The sequence below is a fragment of the Bacteroidales bacterium genome, from assembly GCA_022647615.1.
In the GTDB taxonomy this organism is placed as follows: Bacteria; Bacteroidota; Bacteroidia; order Bacteroidales; family UBA932; genus Egerieousia.
The window spans coordinates 1835882-1855065 of record JALCKZ010000001.1; the positions used below are offsets into that span (position 1 = coordinate 1835882).

16 protein-coding genes and 1 pseudogene are annotated in these 19184 nt (G+C 38.6%); 13 read left to right on the top strand and 4 right to left on the bottom strand.

Annotation, left to right across the window (positions count from 1 at the left end; translation table 11 throughout):
* Positions 1–76 precede the first annotated feature (76 nt).
* From LKM37_07975 to LKM37_07990, 4 genes are all read left to right on the top strand, one after another.
* Positions 77–487 carry a hypothetical protein gene (locus tag LKM37_07975; GenBank protein MCI1720922.1) on the top strand — a complete coding sequence of 137 codons (411 nt, stop codon included), beginning with the start codon at positions 77–79 and terminating at the stop codon, positions 485–487.
* A 100-nt stretch (positions 488–587) separates the two neighbouring features.
* Positions 588–1061, top strand: coding sequence for a hypothetical protein (locus LKM37_07980; protein MCI1720923.1), 474 nt, complete (start codon positions 588–590; stop codon positions 1059–1061).
* 6 nt (positions 1062–1067) lie between these two features.
* Positions 1068–1553, top strand: coding sequence for a hypothetical protein (locus LKM37_07985; protein ID MCI1720924.1), 486 nt, complete (start codon positions 1068–1070; stop codon positions 1551–1553).
* Positions 1554–1649: 96 nt separating this feature from the next.
* Positions 1650–2753, top strand: a complete 1104-nt coding sequence (locus tag LKM37_07990) for a WYL domain-containing protein (protein MCI1720925.1) — start codon at positions 1650–1652, stop codon at positions 2751–2753.
* Between the two features lie 149 nt (positions 2754–2902).
* On the opposite strand, the gene LKM37_07995 is transcribed toward LKM37_07990, so the two are convergent.
* From LKM37_07995 to LKM37_08005, 3 genes are all read right to left on the bottom strand, one after another.
* On the bottom strand, positions 2903–4177 hold the full coding sequence (locus LKM37_07995; GenBank protein ID MCI1720926.1) for a carboxypeptidase-like regulatory domain-containing protein: 1275 nt from the start codon (positions 4175–4177) through the stop codon (positions 2903–2905).
* A gap of 117 nt (positions 4178–4294) precedes the next feature.
* On the bottom strand, positions 4295–4681 hold the full coding sequence (locus LKM37_08000; GenBank protein MCI1720927.1) for a hypothetical protein: 387 nt from the start codon (positions 4679–4681) through the stop codon (positions 4295–4297).
* 43 nt (positions 4682–4724) lie between these two features.
* Positions 4725–6278 carry a glycosyltransferase family 39 protein gene (locus LKM37_08005; GenBank protein MCI1720928.1) on the bottom strand — a complete coding sequence of 518 codons (1554 nt, stop codon included), beginning with the start codon at positions 6276–6278 and terminating at the stop codon, positions 4725–4727.
* 83 nt (positions 6279–6361) lie between these two features.
* On the opposite strand from LKM37_08005, the gene rlmD reads away from it, so the two are divergent.
* The 8 genes and pseudogenes from rlmD (at position 6362) to LKM37_08045 (ending at position 17492) form a co-directional block, all read left to right on the top strand.
* Positions 6362–7930: a 23S rRNA (uracil(1939)-C(5))-methyltransferase RlmD gene (gene rlmD, locus LKM37_08010; protein ID MCI1720929.1), complete on the top strand. Its 1569-nt coding sequence runs from the start codon at positions 6362–6364 to the stop codon at positions 7928–7930.
* Positions 7931–7945: 15 nt separating this feature from the next.
* Complete coding sequence (gene mnmE / locus LKM37_08015; protein MCI1720930.1) at positions 7946–9517, top strand: tRNA uridine-5-carboxymethylaminomethyl(34) synthesis GTPase MnmE; 1572 nt, start codon at positions 7946–7948, stop codon at positions 9515–9517.
* 270 nt (positions 9518–9787) lie between these two features.
* Positions 9788–10000 carry a hypothetical protein gene (locus LKM37_08020; GenBank protein ID MCI1720931.1) on the top strand — a complete coding sequence of 71 codons (213 nt, stop codon included), beginning with the start codon at positions 9788–9790 and terminating at the stop codon, positions 9998–10000.
* Positions 10001–11049: 1049 nt separating this feature from the next.
* Positions 11050–11620: pseudogene (locus LKM37_08025) on the top strand (site-specific integrase).
* A gap of 205 nt (positions 11621–11825) precedes the next feature.
* The gene (locus LKM37_08030) at positions 11826–13079 is read left to right on the top strand and encodes an ATP-binding protein (protein ID MCI1720932.1); all 1254 of its coding nucleotides are present in this window, start codon (positions 11826–11828) and stop codon (positions 13077–13079) included.
* A 243-nt stretch (positions 13080–13322) separates the two neighbouring features.
* Positions 13323–15092 carry an AAA family ATPase gene (locus LKM37_08035; GenBank protein ID MCI1720933.1) on the top strand — a complete coding sequence of 590 codons (1770 nt, stop codon included), beginning with the start codon at positions 13323–13325 and terminating at the stop codon, positions 15090–15092.
* Positions 15079–16731 (top strand): ATP-dependent helicase, encoded by a 1653-nt coding sequence (locus LKM37_08040; protein ID MCI1720934.1) that lies wholly within the window; start codon positions 15079–15081, stop codon positions 16729–16731. Before LKM37_08035 ends, LKM37_08040 begins: the two co-directional genes overlap by 14 nt.
* Positions 16732–17195: 464 nt before the next feature.
* Positions 17196–17492, top strand: coding sequence for an agmatine deiminase family protein (locus LKM37_08045; protein MCI1720935.1), 297 nt, complete (start codon positions 17196–17198; stop codon positions 17490–17492).
* Between the two features lie 154 nt (positions 17493–17646).
* Here LKM37_08045 and LKM37_08050 read toward each other — a convergent pair whose 3' ends face one another.
* Positions 17647–18528 carry a phosphotransferase gene (locus tag LKM37_08050; protein ID MCI1720936.1) on the bottom strand — a complete coding sequence of 294 codons (882 nt, stop codon included), beginning with the start codon at positions 18526–18528 and terminating at the stop codon, positions 17647–17649.
* Positions 18529–18604: 76 nt separating this feature from the next.
* Here LKM37_08050 and LKM37_08055 point away from each other — a divergent pair, with 76 nt between their 5' ends.
* The gene (locus tag LKM37_08055; GenBank protein ID MCI1720937.1) at positions 18605–19162 is read left to right on the top strand and encodes a methylated-DNA--[protein]-cysteine S-methyltransferase; all 558 of its coding nucleotides are present in this window, start codon (positions 18605–18607) and stop codon (positions 19160–19162) included.
* The last annotated feature ends 22 nt before the right edge of the window (positions 19163–19184 follow it).

Below are 19184 nucleotides of genomic sequence, written 5' to 3' on the forward strand. Positions count from 1 at the left end.
ATATTTTTGCTTTGAATTTATTACAGAACAGCCGAAAACTATACACAGCAGGCTAAAAATTTTAAACAAAAATATTATGGAAATAGAATCAGTTAAAGTCGGAAAGACAAAAATTGGAATGCATTTCAGCAATCCGGAAGGCGCAGTTAACAAAAATGTGTATTACTGCCGAGTTGAAATATCATATATTGGCATCAAAAAGAAAAAAACATGCTATCTATTTGATGTGTTATACAACACGTACCAGGGTACTCTTTCATGCAGCGACTTCTTTGTTATTGGCACAAACACAGAGTATCGTATTTACAATGATGCAGGAGAGTTTATTACTTCTTTGCCGGTTAATGCTGGCCGTCCTGTTGGAGTACAAACAGATGCTTTTGTGTTGCTGAAAGGAAGTACTATTACAGGATATGGTAAAGATGGTAAAGCTATTGGTTCAAAGGAACTTTCGCCAGAGGAACTAAAACAGCTAGGAGAAAAATAAGCGGCGAATAAATGTTCTAATCTCCGCAAAATATGCGGAGATTATTTTTTGCCTTGATTTGGTGTAAGCGAATGACATCTTTGCCGTATATATGGATAGTATGAAAAGAAAAACGGCAAATAAAATCCTCGCCACATTGGCGGAAGCGGCGGAGATTACGTTTATTACAATCCCGAAACCGCTTAATAATTACAGCTTTATAAAGAAGCTGATTTCTATCTACATTAAGTGTCCGGCCATAATGGACGCTGAAGCAAATGATATCTATACCATTCTGAGCAAAGGCAGGCTAATAGGGGCAGGAGTTGGAAGTTCTATCGGGAACAACAAGGCTACAATTGCAGCTTGCAACGCGCTGAGCAATCAGCTGATGGATGTGCAGAATTCTGATATTTGCGGTATTGTTCTGTGTGTCAGATGTTCTGCTGAACAAACGCCTGTGAATAAAATCAAAGAAGTTAAAGAGATTGTCACTTCACATTTTCCGTGCAACTTCAATTTTAAATTTTGCCTGGTGAAGGATGAGAGCGCAGGGGATATGATGAATGTTGCGGTACTAGTTAGTGTAAAATAGAATGAGATGAAAACAAAGGAATTCTATCGGGAGCTAAAAAAATGTTTTAAGAAAAGCATTCATGTCAGAAAAATGTGTGACAACTTGAACTACCTGGTTTACAGATATAAAGATAAACCAATATGCAAGTACGTGAATAAAAAAATCTATGGTGAGATATATCATAATCCGCCGGTGGAGTTACTGACTTTATGTGATGTTGGTAAGAATTATCCTCTTGTTATTCTGATGTTTATGGCAAATAAGTTTGTTAATTATAACGACGATTGCACGAGCATTTTTGAGATAATGAATCTATTTATGAAGGAGGATGATATTGTGCGGAATCTTGTTGAAGGGCCGCTTAGGAATGAGACACATACTCTGTTTAAGAGGGGAATTGTTGAGATTAAGAGCATTGAAGAGAAGAATGTGGGTGCTGGGCAGCAGAATGGATCAGGTGTCTTACATCTTACTGATACGGCTAAACGGGAGATGTTTGGAATCAGTTAGTTTTGCAAAATCCAGCCTGCGTAAATAAATACCTTTTGCTTTTATTTGGCAAAAGCATTTTCTACCTTTGTGATATCAAAAGTTAAAAATTTAGTTATGAAAAAGTCTGATAGAGAAATGATTGACGGCAAAGCGCTGCGTAAAATGATTTCTGAGCTGAATGGGGGAGATAATTTCGGAGAGAGCGAAAACAAAAAAGCAGGTAATGGGAAAAGGATGGCGCATAATCGTGGAATTAGCGCGGCAAACAAAGCGGAGAACCGTGTTGGGCAGGAGACCAGCAAGACTCCGGCCGCAGAGTTGTTTCTTAAGTATGTTTGGCTTGTGCAACTTCTTATGGATAAAGGATGTATAACGTTTGAAGATATTGACAAGGAGTGGCGGGAAGAGTATGATTTGAACCCTAAGCATGACACGATGCCGCTGAGAACGTTTAATAATCACCGTATTGCAATAGAGAGAATGTTTGGAGTTTCTGTTAAATGCAACAGACGGGATAACACTTATTCTATAGAAGATAGTGATGAAATAATGAAGCCTGGCCTTAAATCTTGGCTACTTACGTCTTTGACCGTCAATCATTTGATTAACAAGAATCAGAAAATAAGGGATAGAATTTTGTTTGAGGATGTCCCGGGAGGTCAGGAATATATGCCTGTGATTATGAATTCCATGAACAAAAACACCGCCCTTGAAATGAAGTATCAGAGTTTTGATAATGAGGAAGAGTTTTCTGCAACAGTTAATCCATTGTGTATTAAAGTATTCAAACAAAGATGGTATATGCTTGCGTATAATCCATATGTAAACGGGAACAGGCTTTATGCTCTGGATAGGATTAAAGATGTAAAGTACACTAAGATAAAGTTCTCTGTTCCAGTTGGTTTTGATGCCCAAGCATATTTTGCAAACACGATAGGAGTTTCCGTACTTCCGGATGAAAAGCCTCAAATTATTCATTTAAAGGTTAGTGCGGACCAATGCAAATACTTTGACACATTGCCTCTGCATTTTTCTCAGAAGAAAATTGAGACTCACGACAGTTTTTCTATTTACGAGTATTGCCTGGCAAATTCTTATGAACTAATGCAGGAAATAATTTCTCACGGCGCAGACGTTGAAGTAATCTCCCCGGCGTACATCAGAGATAAAGTCAAAGTGTGGGTGAAGGAGCTGAGTGATTTATATCTTAAACAATAGGCTGTCGGGAGCTAAATACTATTTAACATAATATAAATTGTGTGATAAATCTGCACGCCGTTATACACGGTATTACAGCGTATTAACCAATATTACGTCGTATTATCGGATATCACAACGTAATAACCAATAATACGGCGTGCAAAAGTTTAATCGTTTTCTTGCCGCTTCATCTGGCGGATGATTTTGTTTATGATGCTCTGAATGTTTTCTTCTGGCTGTATGATGTTGTACTGTCCCCAGAAATTTGGATCTGAAAAATCATTGACACGTTTTGACAAAATATCCTTCATGCGGATTTTCCTGTCGGGATTAAGATTAAGACCTGCCGGATTATCAGTATCAGTTATAGCTAGCTCACCTACAATTGAATATTTGTTTTTCAGCAAATGATGCTTGTATTTGGCGCTGAATCTTAATTCCATTCTGGAATAATCAAAAATATATTTGTCCTTAACTTTCTTAAAATTAACCTCATAAGTAGCATCCTCAACTTTAAGCGTAGCATCTACAGGTTTCTTGCGAATAAAGTTTTTCCAGGAATCTTCCTTGACATCAACATTCATTGAAAAAGTCGCCTTTAACAACGCAAACGTCTCACTATCAATGAAAAGCTCACCTTTATAAAGGCAATCATTCTTGACGCTGTCTTTCTGATTAAATTTTAGGACATAAATTTTATGATTATTCTCAATTATAGGATTGCCAAAAGCAAAATCATAATAGTCAGGCGCAGATGAAACATCCGTTCCAATAAACGGGTATTTAATTATGTCTGTGTACATTGCAGAAAGAGGGCCGCCCTGCAATTTCATGATAATAGTATCATTTATGTTGGAATTTTCACTTCCCCTACCCTTGTAAATTGCCGCATTATCAGAGACAAAATCATTTGTATAAGATGCCTTCTTGATGTCCAGAACTGCCTCATTCATAGAGGCATACTTATTTCCTCTTTTTACTAGCTCACGATAGAATCCCAACATGCCGTAGGGCTCGTTTGGGTAATTCTTTTTTATGCTGGACGGAGAAAAGACCAGATTGAACAGACTGAGCGGATCATTAGGATGGATGTAAATAGTTGAAAGATTGATATATGACTCAGTCAACTTAATGGTCTTTGTCTTTCCCTCCGGAAAATCAGACACGCACATTTTAACACTGTTATAACCTAAAAAACTCACTTTAACAGAATCCAAAGCATGAAAATTAGCTGTCGGGATTTTCAAAACAAAGACGCCATCTGCATTTGTAACATTAGAAATACTTGAACCAATGAGAGTTATAGAAGCATAATGTAATGGCTTTGCGGTGTTTGCGTCCTCCACCTTGCCTATAACCTGTATATAATTCTGCGCAAAAAGATTGCCTGCAGTCACCAAGAGTGCAAGCAATAACATTGATGTACTCTTAAAAAATTTCATAGTGTTGTTCCTCCTAATGCGAATATACACTTTTTTTTCAACCAAAATAACGGCGTATTACCCAAAAGTACGTCGTATTACACGGTATTACGCTGTATTAATCAATAGTACGGCGTGCTATTTAAGCAACGTGACAACGTAGACGAATTCCGGACGGTAGTTGCGGTTTGTTTTGAGCCAGCGGTTGTTGTCAAAGATGCCAATGCGGGAGGTGTCAACGGCATGGATGGCGGCTGCAGATGCTTCTTTGCAGAAGTCATTGTGTGTCAGGACAGCACAAGGGGCAGCGGCGCGTACTGCGGAGGAATCTTGCAGATTTAGTGGCCTTACAGGGCGGTGAACGTCGTAAATTACCTCTACGCGCGGCGCAAGAGTGTCTGCATTGTAGTATAGCGGCATATCTTTCACTTCAGGAATTGTATGAAGTGCGGTCATTGTTATATTGCCTTGATACCCAACGATTTTTCCGATATAAGGTAAAACGGAAATCTCCACAAATGCCATCAGCACAACTGTAAAATAAAGAAACCTAAGGGGTTGCTGACGTCTAATGTAGCGGACTAAAAAGGCAAATATTATATATATCCCGATAGCTATTTTTGCCATTAGGCCGCCTGATATTGTATCCTTTGCTGTAAAGTAGTATGTAGCAGGCAATTGGGATAATAGCTACAACAGCTGCAATAAGAATTGTATTAAATTTGAAAAAGAACTTTCCGCTTCTCCAAGCCATCTTGCTGCTGCTCAAGACTTCGCCGTCGCGACCAACAACATTTTCTTTTGCTCTCCACAAGCCGCTTTTTGCACATGCCTGCCAATAGATAAACAAGTAACCAATTAGATATGAAGCTGGTATAAGAAGCGGCAAAAGATATCGCTTCTTTTTTTCAGGCATGGCTGATAGCAGAACAAGGCTTATTATCATCCAAAGCAGAGGCATTAAGTACTTCTTGCAGAACTCTTTATAAGCAAATTTATTTGAATCTACATTACCAATTTGTACTCCGGAAACCGAAATATCCTTTGCGCGATGCTTCCAATAAGTAAAAAATAGCGCACATATCAGCATCACTCCCCATATACCGGTCTCAAATGTGAACTTATAATAGAACCACCAAGGTCTTGTGTGATAACCGGTCCAGGCACTTGTCTCTTTTCCAGCAACATTCAGAAGCTCCTGCTTATCAGATAAATACAAATAGAAATACCAGCTGCCTCCAATGACAACGCAAACCAATATCATCATCAGAATTGCAGGCCAAATTTTTATTTTCTTAACTTCAACTGGCTGGACATCAATCACTCCATCAGACACTTTAACATTATCATCTGCACCGCTGCGTTTCAGCTTGCAATTAACAATAAGCACCGCGGCTACAAATGGCAGAAGCAGACCATAATATGAGGTTGGGCCTTTGCTCAAAAAAGAGAGTCCAAAGAAAAGTCCAGCAAGTAACATGTTTCTATATAGGAACTTATAAGAGCTTTTGTTTTCAGAATTATCTTGCTGATTAGCAGCATCATCGTCTGCAGAGACATAATATGTATTCTCAACTATCTTAGGTCCGTCAAAGGAACTGCGCCAGTTAGGTTTAAGATATAATCCCTTGAACAAGAAGTAAATACCGCCCATTGCAAAAGCGTGACAATAAATATCCCAAGTGGCCGTGCGTCCCATAAGTATGACGCTATAACAGGTCAAAAGCACTAAGGATGAGACAAATGCCAACATTCTGTCGCGAGTATAATCACGCCATAAAAGATAAAAAAACAGTATCATCATTGTGGCGGCAAGCCCAGACATTGCCCTCTGAGCCGGCACGCTGTCAGGTGCAACTACCTCTGCCACAGCGGCTAGCCATGTAGGCAGCGGTGGCTTCTCAAAGCGGGGTTCCCCGTTAAGCGTAGTCCTAATCCAATGGCCATCATGCACCATTTCCCTGGCTGTCACAATGTTGCGGCATTCCATGATGTCCGGTTGTATTGCATTGCTATTGACAAAAAACGCAAAGAAAGCAACTACGGCAAGAACAAAAATGTTGAACTTGTCGTAATGAACTCTGGGCTCAAGGAAATTGTTTATGTTGGATTTGAAAATCATTGGATTTGATAATCATTTTGCGTGCGCAAATATACACAATCAGAAAAAGCCCTCAAGAATAGTTTTTACTAAATTTGTGCGTTATGAGCAGGAAAAGAAATAATGAACAAATAATTATACCAAATGTCACATTGGAAGCAGTTGCTGCAGAGGGGAATGCGTTGGCGCACGTGGACGGCAAAGTGCTTTTTGTGCCAAAGTGTATTCCTGGGGACGTTGTAGATGTGCAGCTTACGCGCAAAAGAAAATCTTTCATGCAGGGCTTTGTCGTGAAAATGATTAAGCCATCCCCAATGCGCGTAGAACCTTTCTGTCCGCACTACGGAATTTGCGGGGGCTGTACTTGGCAAGCACTCCCTTATGATAAACAGCTGGAATTCAAGCAACAGCAGGTGGAGGACCAGTTAATAAGGATAGGACATTTGAAGCTCCCGACAGCCCCCGCCCTACCCTCTCAGAAGGGGAGCATAATGCCTATTATAGGTTCTGCTAAAACGCAGTGTTACAGGAACAAACTGGAATATACATTCTCCAACAAGCGTTGGATTCTGGAGGGAGAAGATGTAAATACTTTAAGTGATGTTGAGCGTCTGGCCCTTGGCTTTCACATTCCTCAGATGTTCAGCAAAGTGCTGGATATTAAAGAGTGCAAGCTGCAGCGTGAGCCAAGCAACGCCATAAGATTATTTGTAAAAGCTTATGCCATAGAACATAACATGAGCTTTTTTGATATACGGGAACATACAGGGCTGCTGAGAAATCTGATTATCAGGACATCCAGCACTGGAGAGCTGATGACGATTATTGTTGCCGGAGCATGCAAAAACGACCATACAGCAACCGCCTCTGCCTCAGACAGCTCTTCTTCAGCAGCCGTCTCTGCAACTGGCAGCAATCCAGGCAAGAAGAACCCGCAGCCCCCCACTCTATCATCACAGGAACAATCTGCCCTTGAAGACCTTATGACTGCTACGTGCAAGAAGTTTCCGGAGATTACCTCTATGTATTATGTCCTTAATGACAAAGGGAATGACGCTATTGGTGACACTCCATGCATCCATTTCTCTGGAAAAGAGTTTATTACAGAGGAGATGGAGGGAATCAAGTTTCGCATCGGGCCAAAATCATTCTATCAGACAAATTCAGAACAGGCCTACAAACTTTACAGCGTAGTGCGCCAATTTGCTGACCTTAAAGGAGATGAGATTCTCTATGACTTATATACAGGCACCGGAACAATTGCTCTGTTTTTATCCCGACAGGTTAAGAAAGTTGTTGGTATTGAATATGTTGAAGAAGCCATCGCCGATGCAAAAATAAATGCTCAAGCTAATGGAATAACAAACAGCGCGTTTTATGCCGGCGATATGAAGGATGTTTTAAACGCAGAATTCATAAGGCAAAACGGTCAGCCTCAAATAATTGTATTGGATCCGCCAAGAGCAGGAATTCATCCGTCAGTTGCCCAGGTAATTTTGGACACCGCGCCTGAAAAAATAGTTTATGTTAGCTGCAACCCTGCCAGCCAGGCACGTGATTTACAGATTCTTACAGCAAAGTATGAAATTATTGCAGTTCAGCCTGTGGATATGTTTCCGCATACACAGCACGTGGAGAATGTTGTTAATCTGAGGATTAAGAAGGATTTATAATAAAAGAGGTTTGATATGAGGGTAAATAAAAAATCTATAAAACCGATAAATGCAAATAACGAAAAAGCTATTGGGTATACAGATAACATCTGTGCTCCCGCAACAGCCTCAGGAAGAGGAGCTATCGGGATTATAAGAATGAGCGGTCCTGACGTAATTAAAATTGCGGACAGCATTTTCACGCCTACTACCGATCCTAAACGCAAGCCCCTATCGCTTTTACGCTCAGAGTCTTATGTGATGCGCTACGGCGTTATTTATGAGAGTGCAAAACTTAATAAGAAAGAGTACACTTCACCACTCAAGAACAAGAGTTCTCAACAAAAAGTCAAACAAGTTTTAGATGAAGTACTTGTTACCGTTTTCCGCGCACCTCACTCATACACAGGAGAGAACAGCGTTGAATTTTACTGCCACGCATCACCTTACATAATGAATAAAATCATTATGATGCTTATTGCCGCTGGTGCAAGGATGGCTGAACCCGGAGAATTCACAAAGCGCGCTTTCCTAAACGGAAAGATGGACCTTGCTCAGTCAGAAGCTGTTGCAGACTTGATTGCATCAGAAACTGAAGCGGCTCACAATATTGCAATGCAGCAAATGAGAGGCGGTTATTCAAAGGAGCTAAAGCAAATGAGAGAATCGCTTTTGAACCTAACTTCTTTGATGGAACTTGAGTTGGATTTTGGAGAGGAAGATGTTGAATTCGCCAACCGCAAACACTTTGCGCAACTTCTTAAAGATACCACTGTAAAGGTCTCATCTTTAATAGATTCATTCTCGCTTGGCAATGTGATAAAGAACGGTATTCCGGTTGCAATTGTAGGAGCTGTTAACACAGGAAAAAGCACCCTGCTGAATGCGCTTGTGGGAGAGGAACGTGCAATTGTGTCTGAAATTCAAGGGACAACAAGGGACACAATAGAAGATACCGTGAATATCAACGGAACCGTTTTCAGATTTATTGACACGGCCGGCATACGCAATACCCAGGAAACCATTGAAATAATGGGAATTGAGAGAACCTGGCAAAAGATTAAAGAGGCATCTGTTGTCATCCTTATGCTTGACTGCGGAAGGGAAAATGACTTCAAACAGAGCATTCACTCAATTGCCGGGCGCATAGATACAAAGAGGCAAAAGCTTGTGATTGTGGTTAATAAGTGTGATTTGATAAAGTCAGAAAGTACTATTGTAAAAGAAGTTACCTCTATCTGCAAATCGGAAAAAGTAAAAGCTAAAGTTCTCTGCACAATTCTTAGGCCACAGCAGTCTGAGCATCAAATAAATACAGCTATACAAGGTCTAGCAGAGCTCAAAAAAAATCTGTCGGGAATAGGAAATAAAATCTCACAAAACACGGGTACCCAGACACTTGTCACCAACGCCCGCCACTATCAGGCACTGCTTGCAGCCAAAGAATCTCTAAACAAAGCCGCCGCAGCGTTAAAAGACAAAATCTCCACAGAACTTATAGCTCAGGAAGTTAGAGAAGCAGTTTATCACCTTGGCTCCATTGTTGGCGAGGTCAGCTCACAAGATGTTTTGAACAACATCTTTAAGAATTTTTGCATCGGGAAATAATTGCCGATTAACAACAATCACATTCTATAGTTAAAGTACTCACAATGAGTACTGTTCTTTTTACTGGTCACTCTCGGATAAAACCGTTTGTGACCTTTTTTGCGTCAATTCTCGTACCGCTCTCGTACCGCAGAGAAATTGGGTAGTTCTACACGTCAGTTAAGTAGTGGACGAATTTCACGATGGTTTATCATGATTCATGATGTTTCACGATGAGCGTACTCTACAAAGCGACATAGAGTAGTTATTTAAACCCAAAAAACTGTAGAAATGGCGGCAAGTAAAATTCAAATCAAAAAGATTTGTGAATTTTGTGGCAAAGAATTCATTGCTTACAAAACTTCAACTAGATTTTGCCCCAAGACCTGTAACTGCCGTTCATACAAATTAGAACGCAGGAGAAAGCAGTTTTGTGAAGTTGAAAGAATTATTCAAGAAGAACAAGAAAACAAACCCATCGAAAAATGCCAACACAAAGACTAGCTATCTCCTAGAGAAGCAGCGTTTGTGGTTGGTATTTCAACGCGTCCTATTTATAACCTCATTTATAAAGGTTCTCTCAAAGCGGCACAATTAAGTAGTCGCATAACTCTTATTTAAAGGATTGATACAGAACTTATGCTCGATTGTAATCTTTATCAAAAAAAACACAAAAATGGACATACGCCCATTACAGAATTTTATACCACAGCCGAAGTTGAACAAAAAGTCAATATAGATTTCCTTTGGTATTCAAAGTAGCTAAAGAACAGAATATCCTTAAAGTCTTTCATTAAGAGAAAACACTATAGAGTAAAAAACATTTTGATGCTTACTTCTCGAATAAAGCTCCCGAACAAGCTATTAGCGAATAGTACTCTGTAGTAGAAATTATAGTAAAATATCAGATGACCACTACAGCAGTATATTCACTTGTATCTACATTTCAGATTCCAAAGAAAAAATCAAGAGAAAAGTTTACTACTCAAAAGACCACGTCGATGCCATCAAAAACAAAACAGATCTAAGAGAGCCTAAATATTATACAATACCAGAAGCTATGGCGAAATATAATATGACGCGTGATCAATTGTATCACTATGTAAACTGGCATAACACACCAAAGATTAAGGGAGGAAAATACACAAAGATTTCCAGCAAAGAACTGGAAAAACTGCTTGCGCCACCTCTGATATAGAAGTGGTAATGGTTATTATCATTCTTTATGTGGTTATGTAAGATATAACCATTCATTACGATATTAACCACCTTTCTTTGCGTCACACAATCAAATAAAATCAATAACTATCAAAAAATTCTTATTATGAGTAACAAACACACTTGTACTACCGCATCACTATTAAAAAGGCCAATTCCTGATAGCCTATTATCTTTGTATCTTGACTTTTATCCTGCAATCCGTCGCCATGATAGAATGAAAATGACGAGACGTAAATACTTGGGTACTTGGGTATATATATGCGAAGCCAGCCAACGAGATTCAGCGAAACTTTAATCGCGAGATGTTAGAAAAAGCAGAGGCTATCCGTTGCATGCGTGTGATATCCCAAGTTAATGAAAGATTTAACTTTCTTGAAAAGATCGAGAAGGAAGACGTGAAGAAACAATATCTCACACTCGACGAAGTAAAGCTGCTTTCCAAAACGCCGTGCGACATACTGGTATTGAAGCAGGCTTCGTTATTTTCTTGTTTGACTGGACTACGTATTAGTGATATTCTCAATATAAAATGGGAAGATTTTGAAATTGCGCCAGACATGGGCTATTGCCATCGCATACGAACTCAAAAGACAAAGACCGAGGCAATGCTACCTATAAGCGAGGAGGCATTAGAGCTCTGTGGCGAGAAATCGACAGGCTAAGTATTCAAGGGAATTAAAGCGCTATCCTTTGAAGAAATGGATCAACGCTGCTGGCATTACAAAGCCTATCACCTTCCATGGATTCCGCCACACCTATGCGACCTTCCAGATAGCTTCAGGCACGGACATCTACACCGTTTCAAATATGCTGACCCATCGCAATGTATCAACCACGCAGATATATGCCGATCTTGTTAACGAAAAGAAACGAGAGAGAGTCAACAAGATTTCCTTGAAATAGAATCCATTGACATTGCATTATTCAGGCTTCTTCCTCTAATCAGTGAGCAGTCTGTTTTACTTGTCATATATTCTATGATAAAGTCAAAATGAATATTTTCTTGCCAAAACAGCAATTTTTCAGCCTTATCAAGATTCAGATAAAAGAAAAAACATATCTTTGTGGAGAATATCTGTATCAAGACACAAATATTTTTCATAAGACTATGTATTTTGAAAGAAAACAATACTTACAGCAGCTAACGTCAGCTGAAGGAAACGGGATGATTAAGATCATTACCGGTATTAGACGTTGTGGTAAGTCATACCTACTATTCAACATTTATAAACAGCACCTTCTCTCAAAAGGAGTACCTGCAGACCATATCATAGAGGTAAACCTAGAGGATAGAAGAAATAAGAGACTTCGCAATCCCGACGAACTTCTGGAACATATTGACTCGAAGATGACAGATTTCGATAGGTATTACATCCTTCTAGATGAAATACAGTTGGTCCCAGAGTTTGAAGACGTATTGAATTCATATCTGCATATTGAAAATGCGGAAGTGTTTGTGACTGGCTCAAATGCCAAATTCCTATCAAAGGATGTTATTACAGAATTCCGTGGTCGTGGATGGGAAATTAGGATCCGTCCATTGAGTTTTGCCGAATACTATGACGGAGTCGGTGGGGAGAAACAGGAAACTCTAGAAAAATATTACTTATATGGAGGGTTACCTGCTGTTGCTCAATTAGAGAAACCAGAAGATAAACAGAAATATCTCAAAGATGTTTACGAAACAGTCTATCTCAAAGACGTTTTGCAACGCAATCGTCTTAAAAATGCTGATGGGTTGCGCGAACTTGTTAGAATTTTAGCTTCAACCATGGGTAGCAGTATGAATGCATTAAGAATCTCAAACACATTCAAATCTGTAAGCAATATTGAGATTGGCACAAACACCATAAGCCGTTATCTCGAGTACCTACAAGATTCATTTATTATAAGTGAATCTTTGCGCTATGACGTTAAAGGCAGAAAATACATAGGCACTGAGACTAAATACTATTTTGAGGACCTTGGCATTAGAAATGCGGTTATTGGCTTCCGACAAATTGAATTTAATCACACGATGGAGAATGTAATTTACAACGAATTGTGTAAGATGGGATACAACGTAGACATTGGACTCGTTAAAACATTCAGCCGAGATGATACTGGTAAAATCACTCGCAAGAATCTTGAGATAGACTTTGTTGTGAACCGTCACGATCAGCGTTTATATATTCAGTCTGCCTATCGGATGCCAGATGAAGAGAAACTTGAACAAGAATTGGCATCATTCCGCAACCTGTCGGACGGATTTCGCAAGATCCTCATTGAAGGAGACAGATACATCACTCATTATAACGAGGAAGGAATACTAGTGATGAGTCTATATGACTTCCTTCTAAAAGGTTTAATCGATAACAATTAACGAAACAGTTATAATGATGAAAAATTTTATGGACAATGCAATGCGGATTACTTCTATTCTGACAGCTATCTATCAGGAGTACTCTGTCAATATCTACAAAAACATCAACACCGCAAGGAAGTATGCTGTGGTAGAATTCGAGAAGATTGAGCTCGACTCCTCTTCCCTTCACTCTTCTCGCAAAGCATACACCCCAGAGACAAGGTATGATGCACAGTATTCAACGATAAATGATTTAATCATATGATATTAAGCAAAGTATATATTGCTGGATTTCGCAACTTCAAAGAGGTCACTGTCAATTTCAATGAACATAGTTTAATCATTGGAGCAAATGACGTAGGGAAAACAAACTTAATATATGCATTGAGACTTCTACTTGATCGAGGTTTCTCTGATTATGATTTTGAATTGAAAGAGTCTGATTTCTATGCATATGAAGACACCAAAGCCATTACCATAAAAGCCTTCCTCTCTAACATTACCGAGGATTGTGTTGTTGCAAGGATGAGAGGGAAACTAAGCGATGATGGGGATTTAGTTTTGCAGTACAAGGCAGAGTTAGATAATGGTAAGGTTAGTTACAAATTCTTTTGTGGCAAAAGCGATACAGAAGAAGATTTGAAGGAAATTGATAGTCCATATTATCGGAAGTATCTCAATCTGAAGTATATCAGCAGTAGAAGAGAATTTTGGGGGTATATCAATAAAACAAAGAATGATCTCCTTCTCCAAGCTAAAGGTGATAGAAGTGCAGAGAATGTCGAAATCGATGATAGATTATATGCAGAGATTGAAGAAAAACTTAAGGAGGTTGATGATAAGATACCTCAATTGTCGTATGTTAAGAATGCTACCGACCATCTTAACGAAGAGTTGAATAAGCTATCAATACATAACAATGAACAGCAAATTGTATTTGATGTAGCATCAACAGATGTTGATAGAGTAATTACGAATGTATCTGTCACATCTAAACATGGAGAGAAAAAAATGCTCATCGGTGGTGAGGGTCGCATCAATCAGATCTATCTTTCTCTATGGGCTTCGCAAAATCAGCATACGGATATTTCTAATGAGATATCAATCATTGTAATAGAGGAACCAGAAGCATATCTACACCCGCATCAGCAAAGAGAGCTTGCAGCATATTTAGGAAGAACCCTACAGGGACAAGTAATCTTAACAAGTCACTCTCCATATGTTGTTAATGAATTTAGTCCAAACTCAATAATCCGCCTGTACAAGAAAACTAGTAATAATACACTCGTTGCTTCAAATGGTTGTTCAGAAGTAATTGAGGAAGGATTTGAGGACTTTGGATATCGTATGAGTGTAATTCCAGCAGAGGCTTTCTTCTCGGATTACGTGATACTAGTTGAAGGTCCGTCAGAACTTATTCTTTATAAGACTTTAGCAAAACAAATAGAGATTAATTTAGATCGTCTAAATGTGTCTGTTATGAGTGCTGAAGGCGTGGGCTTCAAAACATATATCAAGATACTAGATGCATTGGAAATCGAATGGGTGCTTCGAACAGATAATGATATTATGAAGATTCCTAATGTTGACGGATACAGATATGCTGGGGTTGAAAGGGGCTTATCGTTTCTTGAGCAATCTTATGAGATTGAGGCTGACGATCGAGCTATCATAGATGCAAATAAAGGAAAAATTCATGGATTCCCTAACATAGACAACATTGCAGAGGATGTCAAGACTTCTGCAAACTCTTTGATAGAGATCCTGGGCAAGTATGATATTTTACTTGCAACAATTGGATTAGAGGAAGATTTGTTCTATAGCCCAATTAAAAAGACACTAAAAGAATATTATGGCGAAGAACTGACTGATCAGGAGATAATTTCAAAAATGAAAGCAAAAAAGGCCATTAATATGTACGACTTTTTAAAGTCAAAAAAGGCAATTCTTAAAGAATTGAAGGATGACGCAATTGCAGAACCTCTAAGACGAGCAAAAAAACACATTGAAGAAATGTATGGTACCTACTGATATTCAAAAAGACATCATTAGACATGAAGGAAACACAGTAGTTCTTGCTTCTCCTGGCAGCGGAAAAACATTTGTTATTTCTGAGATGATAAGACGTGTCATCAAAAGCGACAATCTGTTACCATACCAAGGAGTGATAGCTATATCATATACACGAAAAGCATCTGCTAATCTAAAAAATCGCACCATTGGTGATGGTATCATACAAAAGAACTCCTTTTTTGGCACAATAGACAATTTCTGTTTGACACAGATAATTGAGAGTTTTGGATGTTATGTTTTTGGCCATCCACAGAAAGAGCTGGAAATAATTGGAATTAAAGACTTGTCAAAAGATGACATCCCAAAATTTGAATGGATAAGAGAAGAACATCCCGACTATTGCGATATTGAAGAAGGACAAATATCTGATTTATCTTCACTATTCATTAATGGGCATGTGTTGGTTGAAAGCCTTGAGTTAGTTGCTCTTCATATCATTCAGAACTGCAAAGCATGCAGAAACTATATCTGCGCTAGATATAAGTACATATTTATTGACGAATATCAAGATGCAGACACATATACAAATGCAATATTTCTTCTTCTTGTAGAAATAGGGTTAATAGGTGTAGCAGTTGGCGACGAGAACCAATCGATTTTTGGTTTTGCACATAAGGATAGCAGATATTTAAGAGAATTAAAAGTGAATCCAAAGTTTACTGCATTTACCTTGAACGAAAATTTTCGTTGTGCGATTCCAATAATAAATTATTCAAACCGACTTCTAGATAAAAACTCTCCTTTACTTAAAACGGATCAAGATGCGGTTTTCCTATTGCGACTTGAAGGGGCAGAAGACAAAATTGCAGAGTTTATTGATTACAATATATCATCTATTCGTAAGAATTGGCAAGTTTCGGATAATTGCAAAATAGCAATACTGGTGAGAAATGGGAGAACCCAAAAGATAATTCATGAAACACTTTCAACCCCTCATCGAGTGGTTGAAACAACAAGACTTGACGAAGATCTAAATCCAAGATCTCGTCTGTATACGTTTCTCCTTCGTTTTTATTTTGATGAATCTATGCCTTTCATAAGCGTCTTAGACGAATATGTGGATTTTGAAGTCCTTTCTCATTATGACAAAAAACGTCTGATTGAGGAAAGTCTTATTATTAGATCTATAGAAGATGACAATTATGATGAGTTGTCTATTCATTTTAAGAGAGTTGCCGACATCATATTGCCAAGAATCGGAGATGTCTCATCAATGATTAAATTGAAGAATGTTCTTGAGGACGAAAATGCTCTTAACTCATATATGCCAGTAGATGCAAATGAAGTACAGTTGATGACACTCCATAAATCTAAAGGATTAGAGTTTGATGTAGTAATTCATTTAAATGTGTGCGAATGGGAATTACCTATGAAGAAGATTGAGAATAATGATTTTAATAATCCTCTCTATCCAGATTGGGAGCAAGACTTGAATCTTCACTATGTGGGAATCACAAGGGCAAAAAAGGCCTGCATAATGATTCGAGGTTCAAAAAGAACAAATAGCCAAGACGTGTTGAAGTCTGCTCAAGATTCTGAATTTTTGAGCATCAATAATTTGCAGAATTTAAGAAGAGAAATAAATCAGAAATCATAATAAGACAGATTCGTCATCCGAAAAATATGGCTTGGAGGTATAAGAACAAGTTACGAAACAACTCTTAATTTCCAATTTTCTCCTACTAGAAGGCAAATCTCTTTCCGACTACAACAAGCAATTCTTCTCCTACCTAAAAATATGCAATTTTAGGGAAAGAGAAGAAAGCCAATGTCGCAGTCATTTCTACAACAAACTTATCAAAGAATATATAAAACACAAGAATTATGGAAATAACCAATCACAATCATTCGATCGACGTGGAAAAGTTGAAGTCCCAGATACTGCAACGTCGAACTATAAGGGACCGTTTTAAGTTTCCCTTGCCAAAAGAAGAAATCTATGACTATCTGCTGGCAGCACTTCAAGCCGAAGTAACCTTTCGTCACAGAGAATTTATCATTGAACGATGAAGTCGAGAATCAGCTAAATCAGCTTGCAACTGACAAACTATTGGAACTTTGATGAAGATTATGCTAATCGCTTCTTTGATTGTCTGGAGCCTCATTTCAAAAGCATCAAAAGAACTTCGCTATAAAGTGAAAGAACCAAATGAAAATAATTGGGCTTATGTGAACTGGCTCCAGACTGACAAGGTTCTAATTCTGCCAAAATTTGAAATTCCAGAAGATGAGCAGGCATTCCGCCAGATTGAAAAACTTATACCATCATATAAAGGGCGCATCGAAATGGTTGATGCTCGTGACCTTGTGTGTCACGAAGGATGCTTCAATTGCTGCAGCTGGACGATAAGAGAATAAAACCATTATTAATTGCCAAATGAAATAACATTAATATGAGTAAATGTTTGACAGAAAAAATCATCAAAATGGAAAAATGGCCTGCCGCATACCGAAGCAGAAGCCTTATCAATGAGTGCTATGTTAACGCCCGCATCTGCATATTTCCAAAAAGTTACAAGTAATCCTCCATGTCATTTTCCAGAACATTTTTGGCAACAAACTGCATAAACCTGTTAAACAATTCTTTGTTTTTCTCTCTGGTAACCCACATAACGCGTAAAATCGTGTAAGGAAGGAGTTTGCGGTCCAATGCTCTTCTCTCTTCATCTGTTTTAACACCAAAATATTCACGCGTAAAAATTCTCCAGAACTGGTGATACTGCGCGGAAGTAATATGAAACATCTCCAAAACGCCATCTTGAGGAATATAATTAAACATCATTGTAAACCCTATGTCATACAATGGATTACCAAAAGTAAAATCTGCAGTATCAATCCACAGATTGTGAGTTCCATCTGAAATAATATTTCCTATATGCAAATCTCCATGGAGACATGTGTAAGTTTCAGGAGTAGAATTTACAACGTCTCTCAATGATTTTCTCTCATCTTCATCTATTCCAACGTATGTATCAATTGTCTCCAAAGATCTTTTCACAACTGAAGGAATTAACGGATAATCCTCTGGATGACAAGGAGTAGCATGCAGCTTTTTACACTCATTTACAAACATCAAAGAGTACTCTTCTAATTTATCCGGATTGTCGCTTATCAGCCGCGCAAAAGACTTCTTATTAACTATCCTCTCAAACAGCAAACCATTACGTTTCTCTCCGTCAGTCATTTGTACGGTTACAATATCACCGGCTCTAGGGGTTGTGATACCCATTTTAATAAGAGCTTTATTCATAGCTTGCTCTCTAATACTCTCATCATCAGCTAATAGAGGCTTATATACTTTAAGCATTGTATGACCGTCGCGATGATTATAAGTTACAGAGGTAGCTCCCTCTCCAGACTGAGCGTAGCCTTCTAGAGTAATAATTTTTTCCATTTGTTTGAGTCTTATTAGGTTAAACAAAAGTAACCATAAACTTTATAAGTTATTACATTTGTAGAAATGTAAAGCAATGGCTATAATTCAAATATATAATCTTAATACTCCCGACGGAGAACTCATCCTGGGCTCTTGCGGGGAAATGCTGTGCATGTGCGACTGGGCTCTGGAGCCACGGCACAACAAGATTAGTAAACGCATTTCAAAAATTTTGGGAGCGGAATTCACAAAAGTTGAGTATAACACAATTACAGCTTGCAACAAAAAAACAAAGAGCGACAATTCTCTGATTAACAAAACAATAAAAGAACTTAAAGAATACTTTGCAGGCAAGCGGAAAGAGTTTGACATTCCCCTATTGTTTGCAGGCACAGATTTTCAAAAGAAAGTTTGGAATGAACTGCTGAAAATCCCTTATGGTCAGACAGTTTCATACATGGATATTGCCCGCAAAATTAAAAGACCAACTGCGGTAAGAGCCGTTGCCGGCGCGATTGGAGCAAATCCTATGTCAATCATTGTCCCTTGCCACAGAGTCATTGCAAGCAACAACACCTTAGGCGGTTACGCCGGCGGACTGAAGGCAAAAAAGCAGCTGCTAGAGAGAGAAAAGACGGCAGCAGGTGATTAAACTTAGTGTTTTTTAGGAAAAA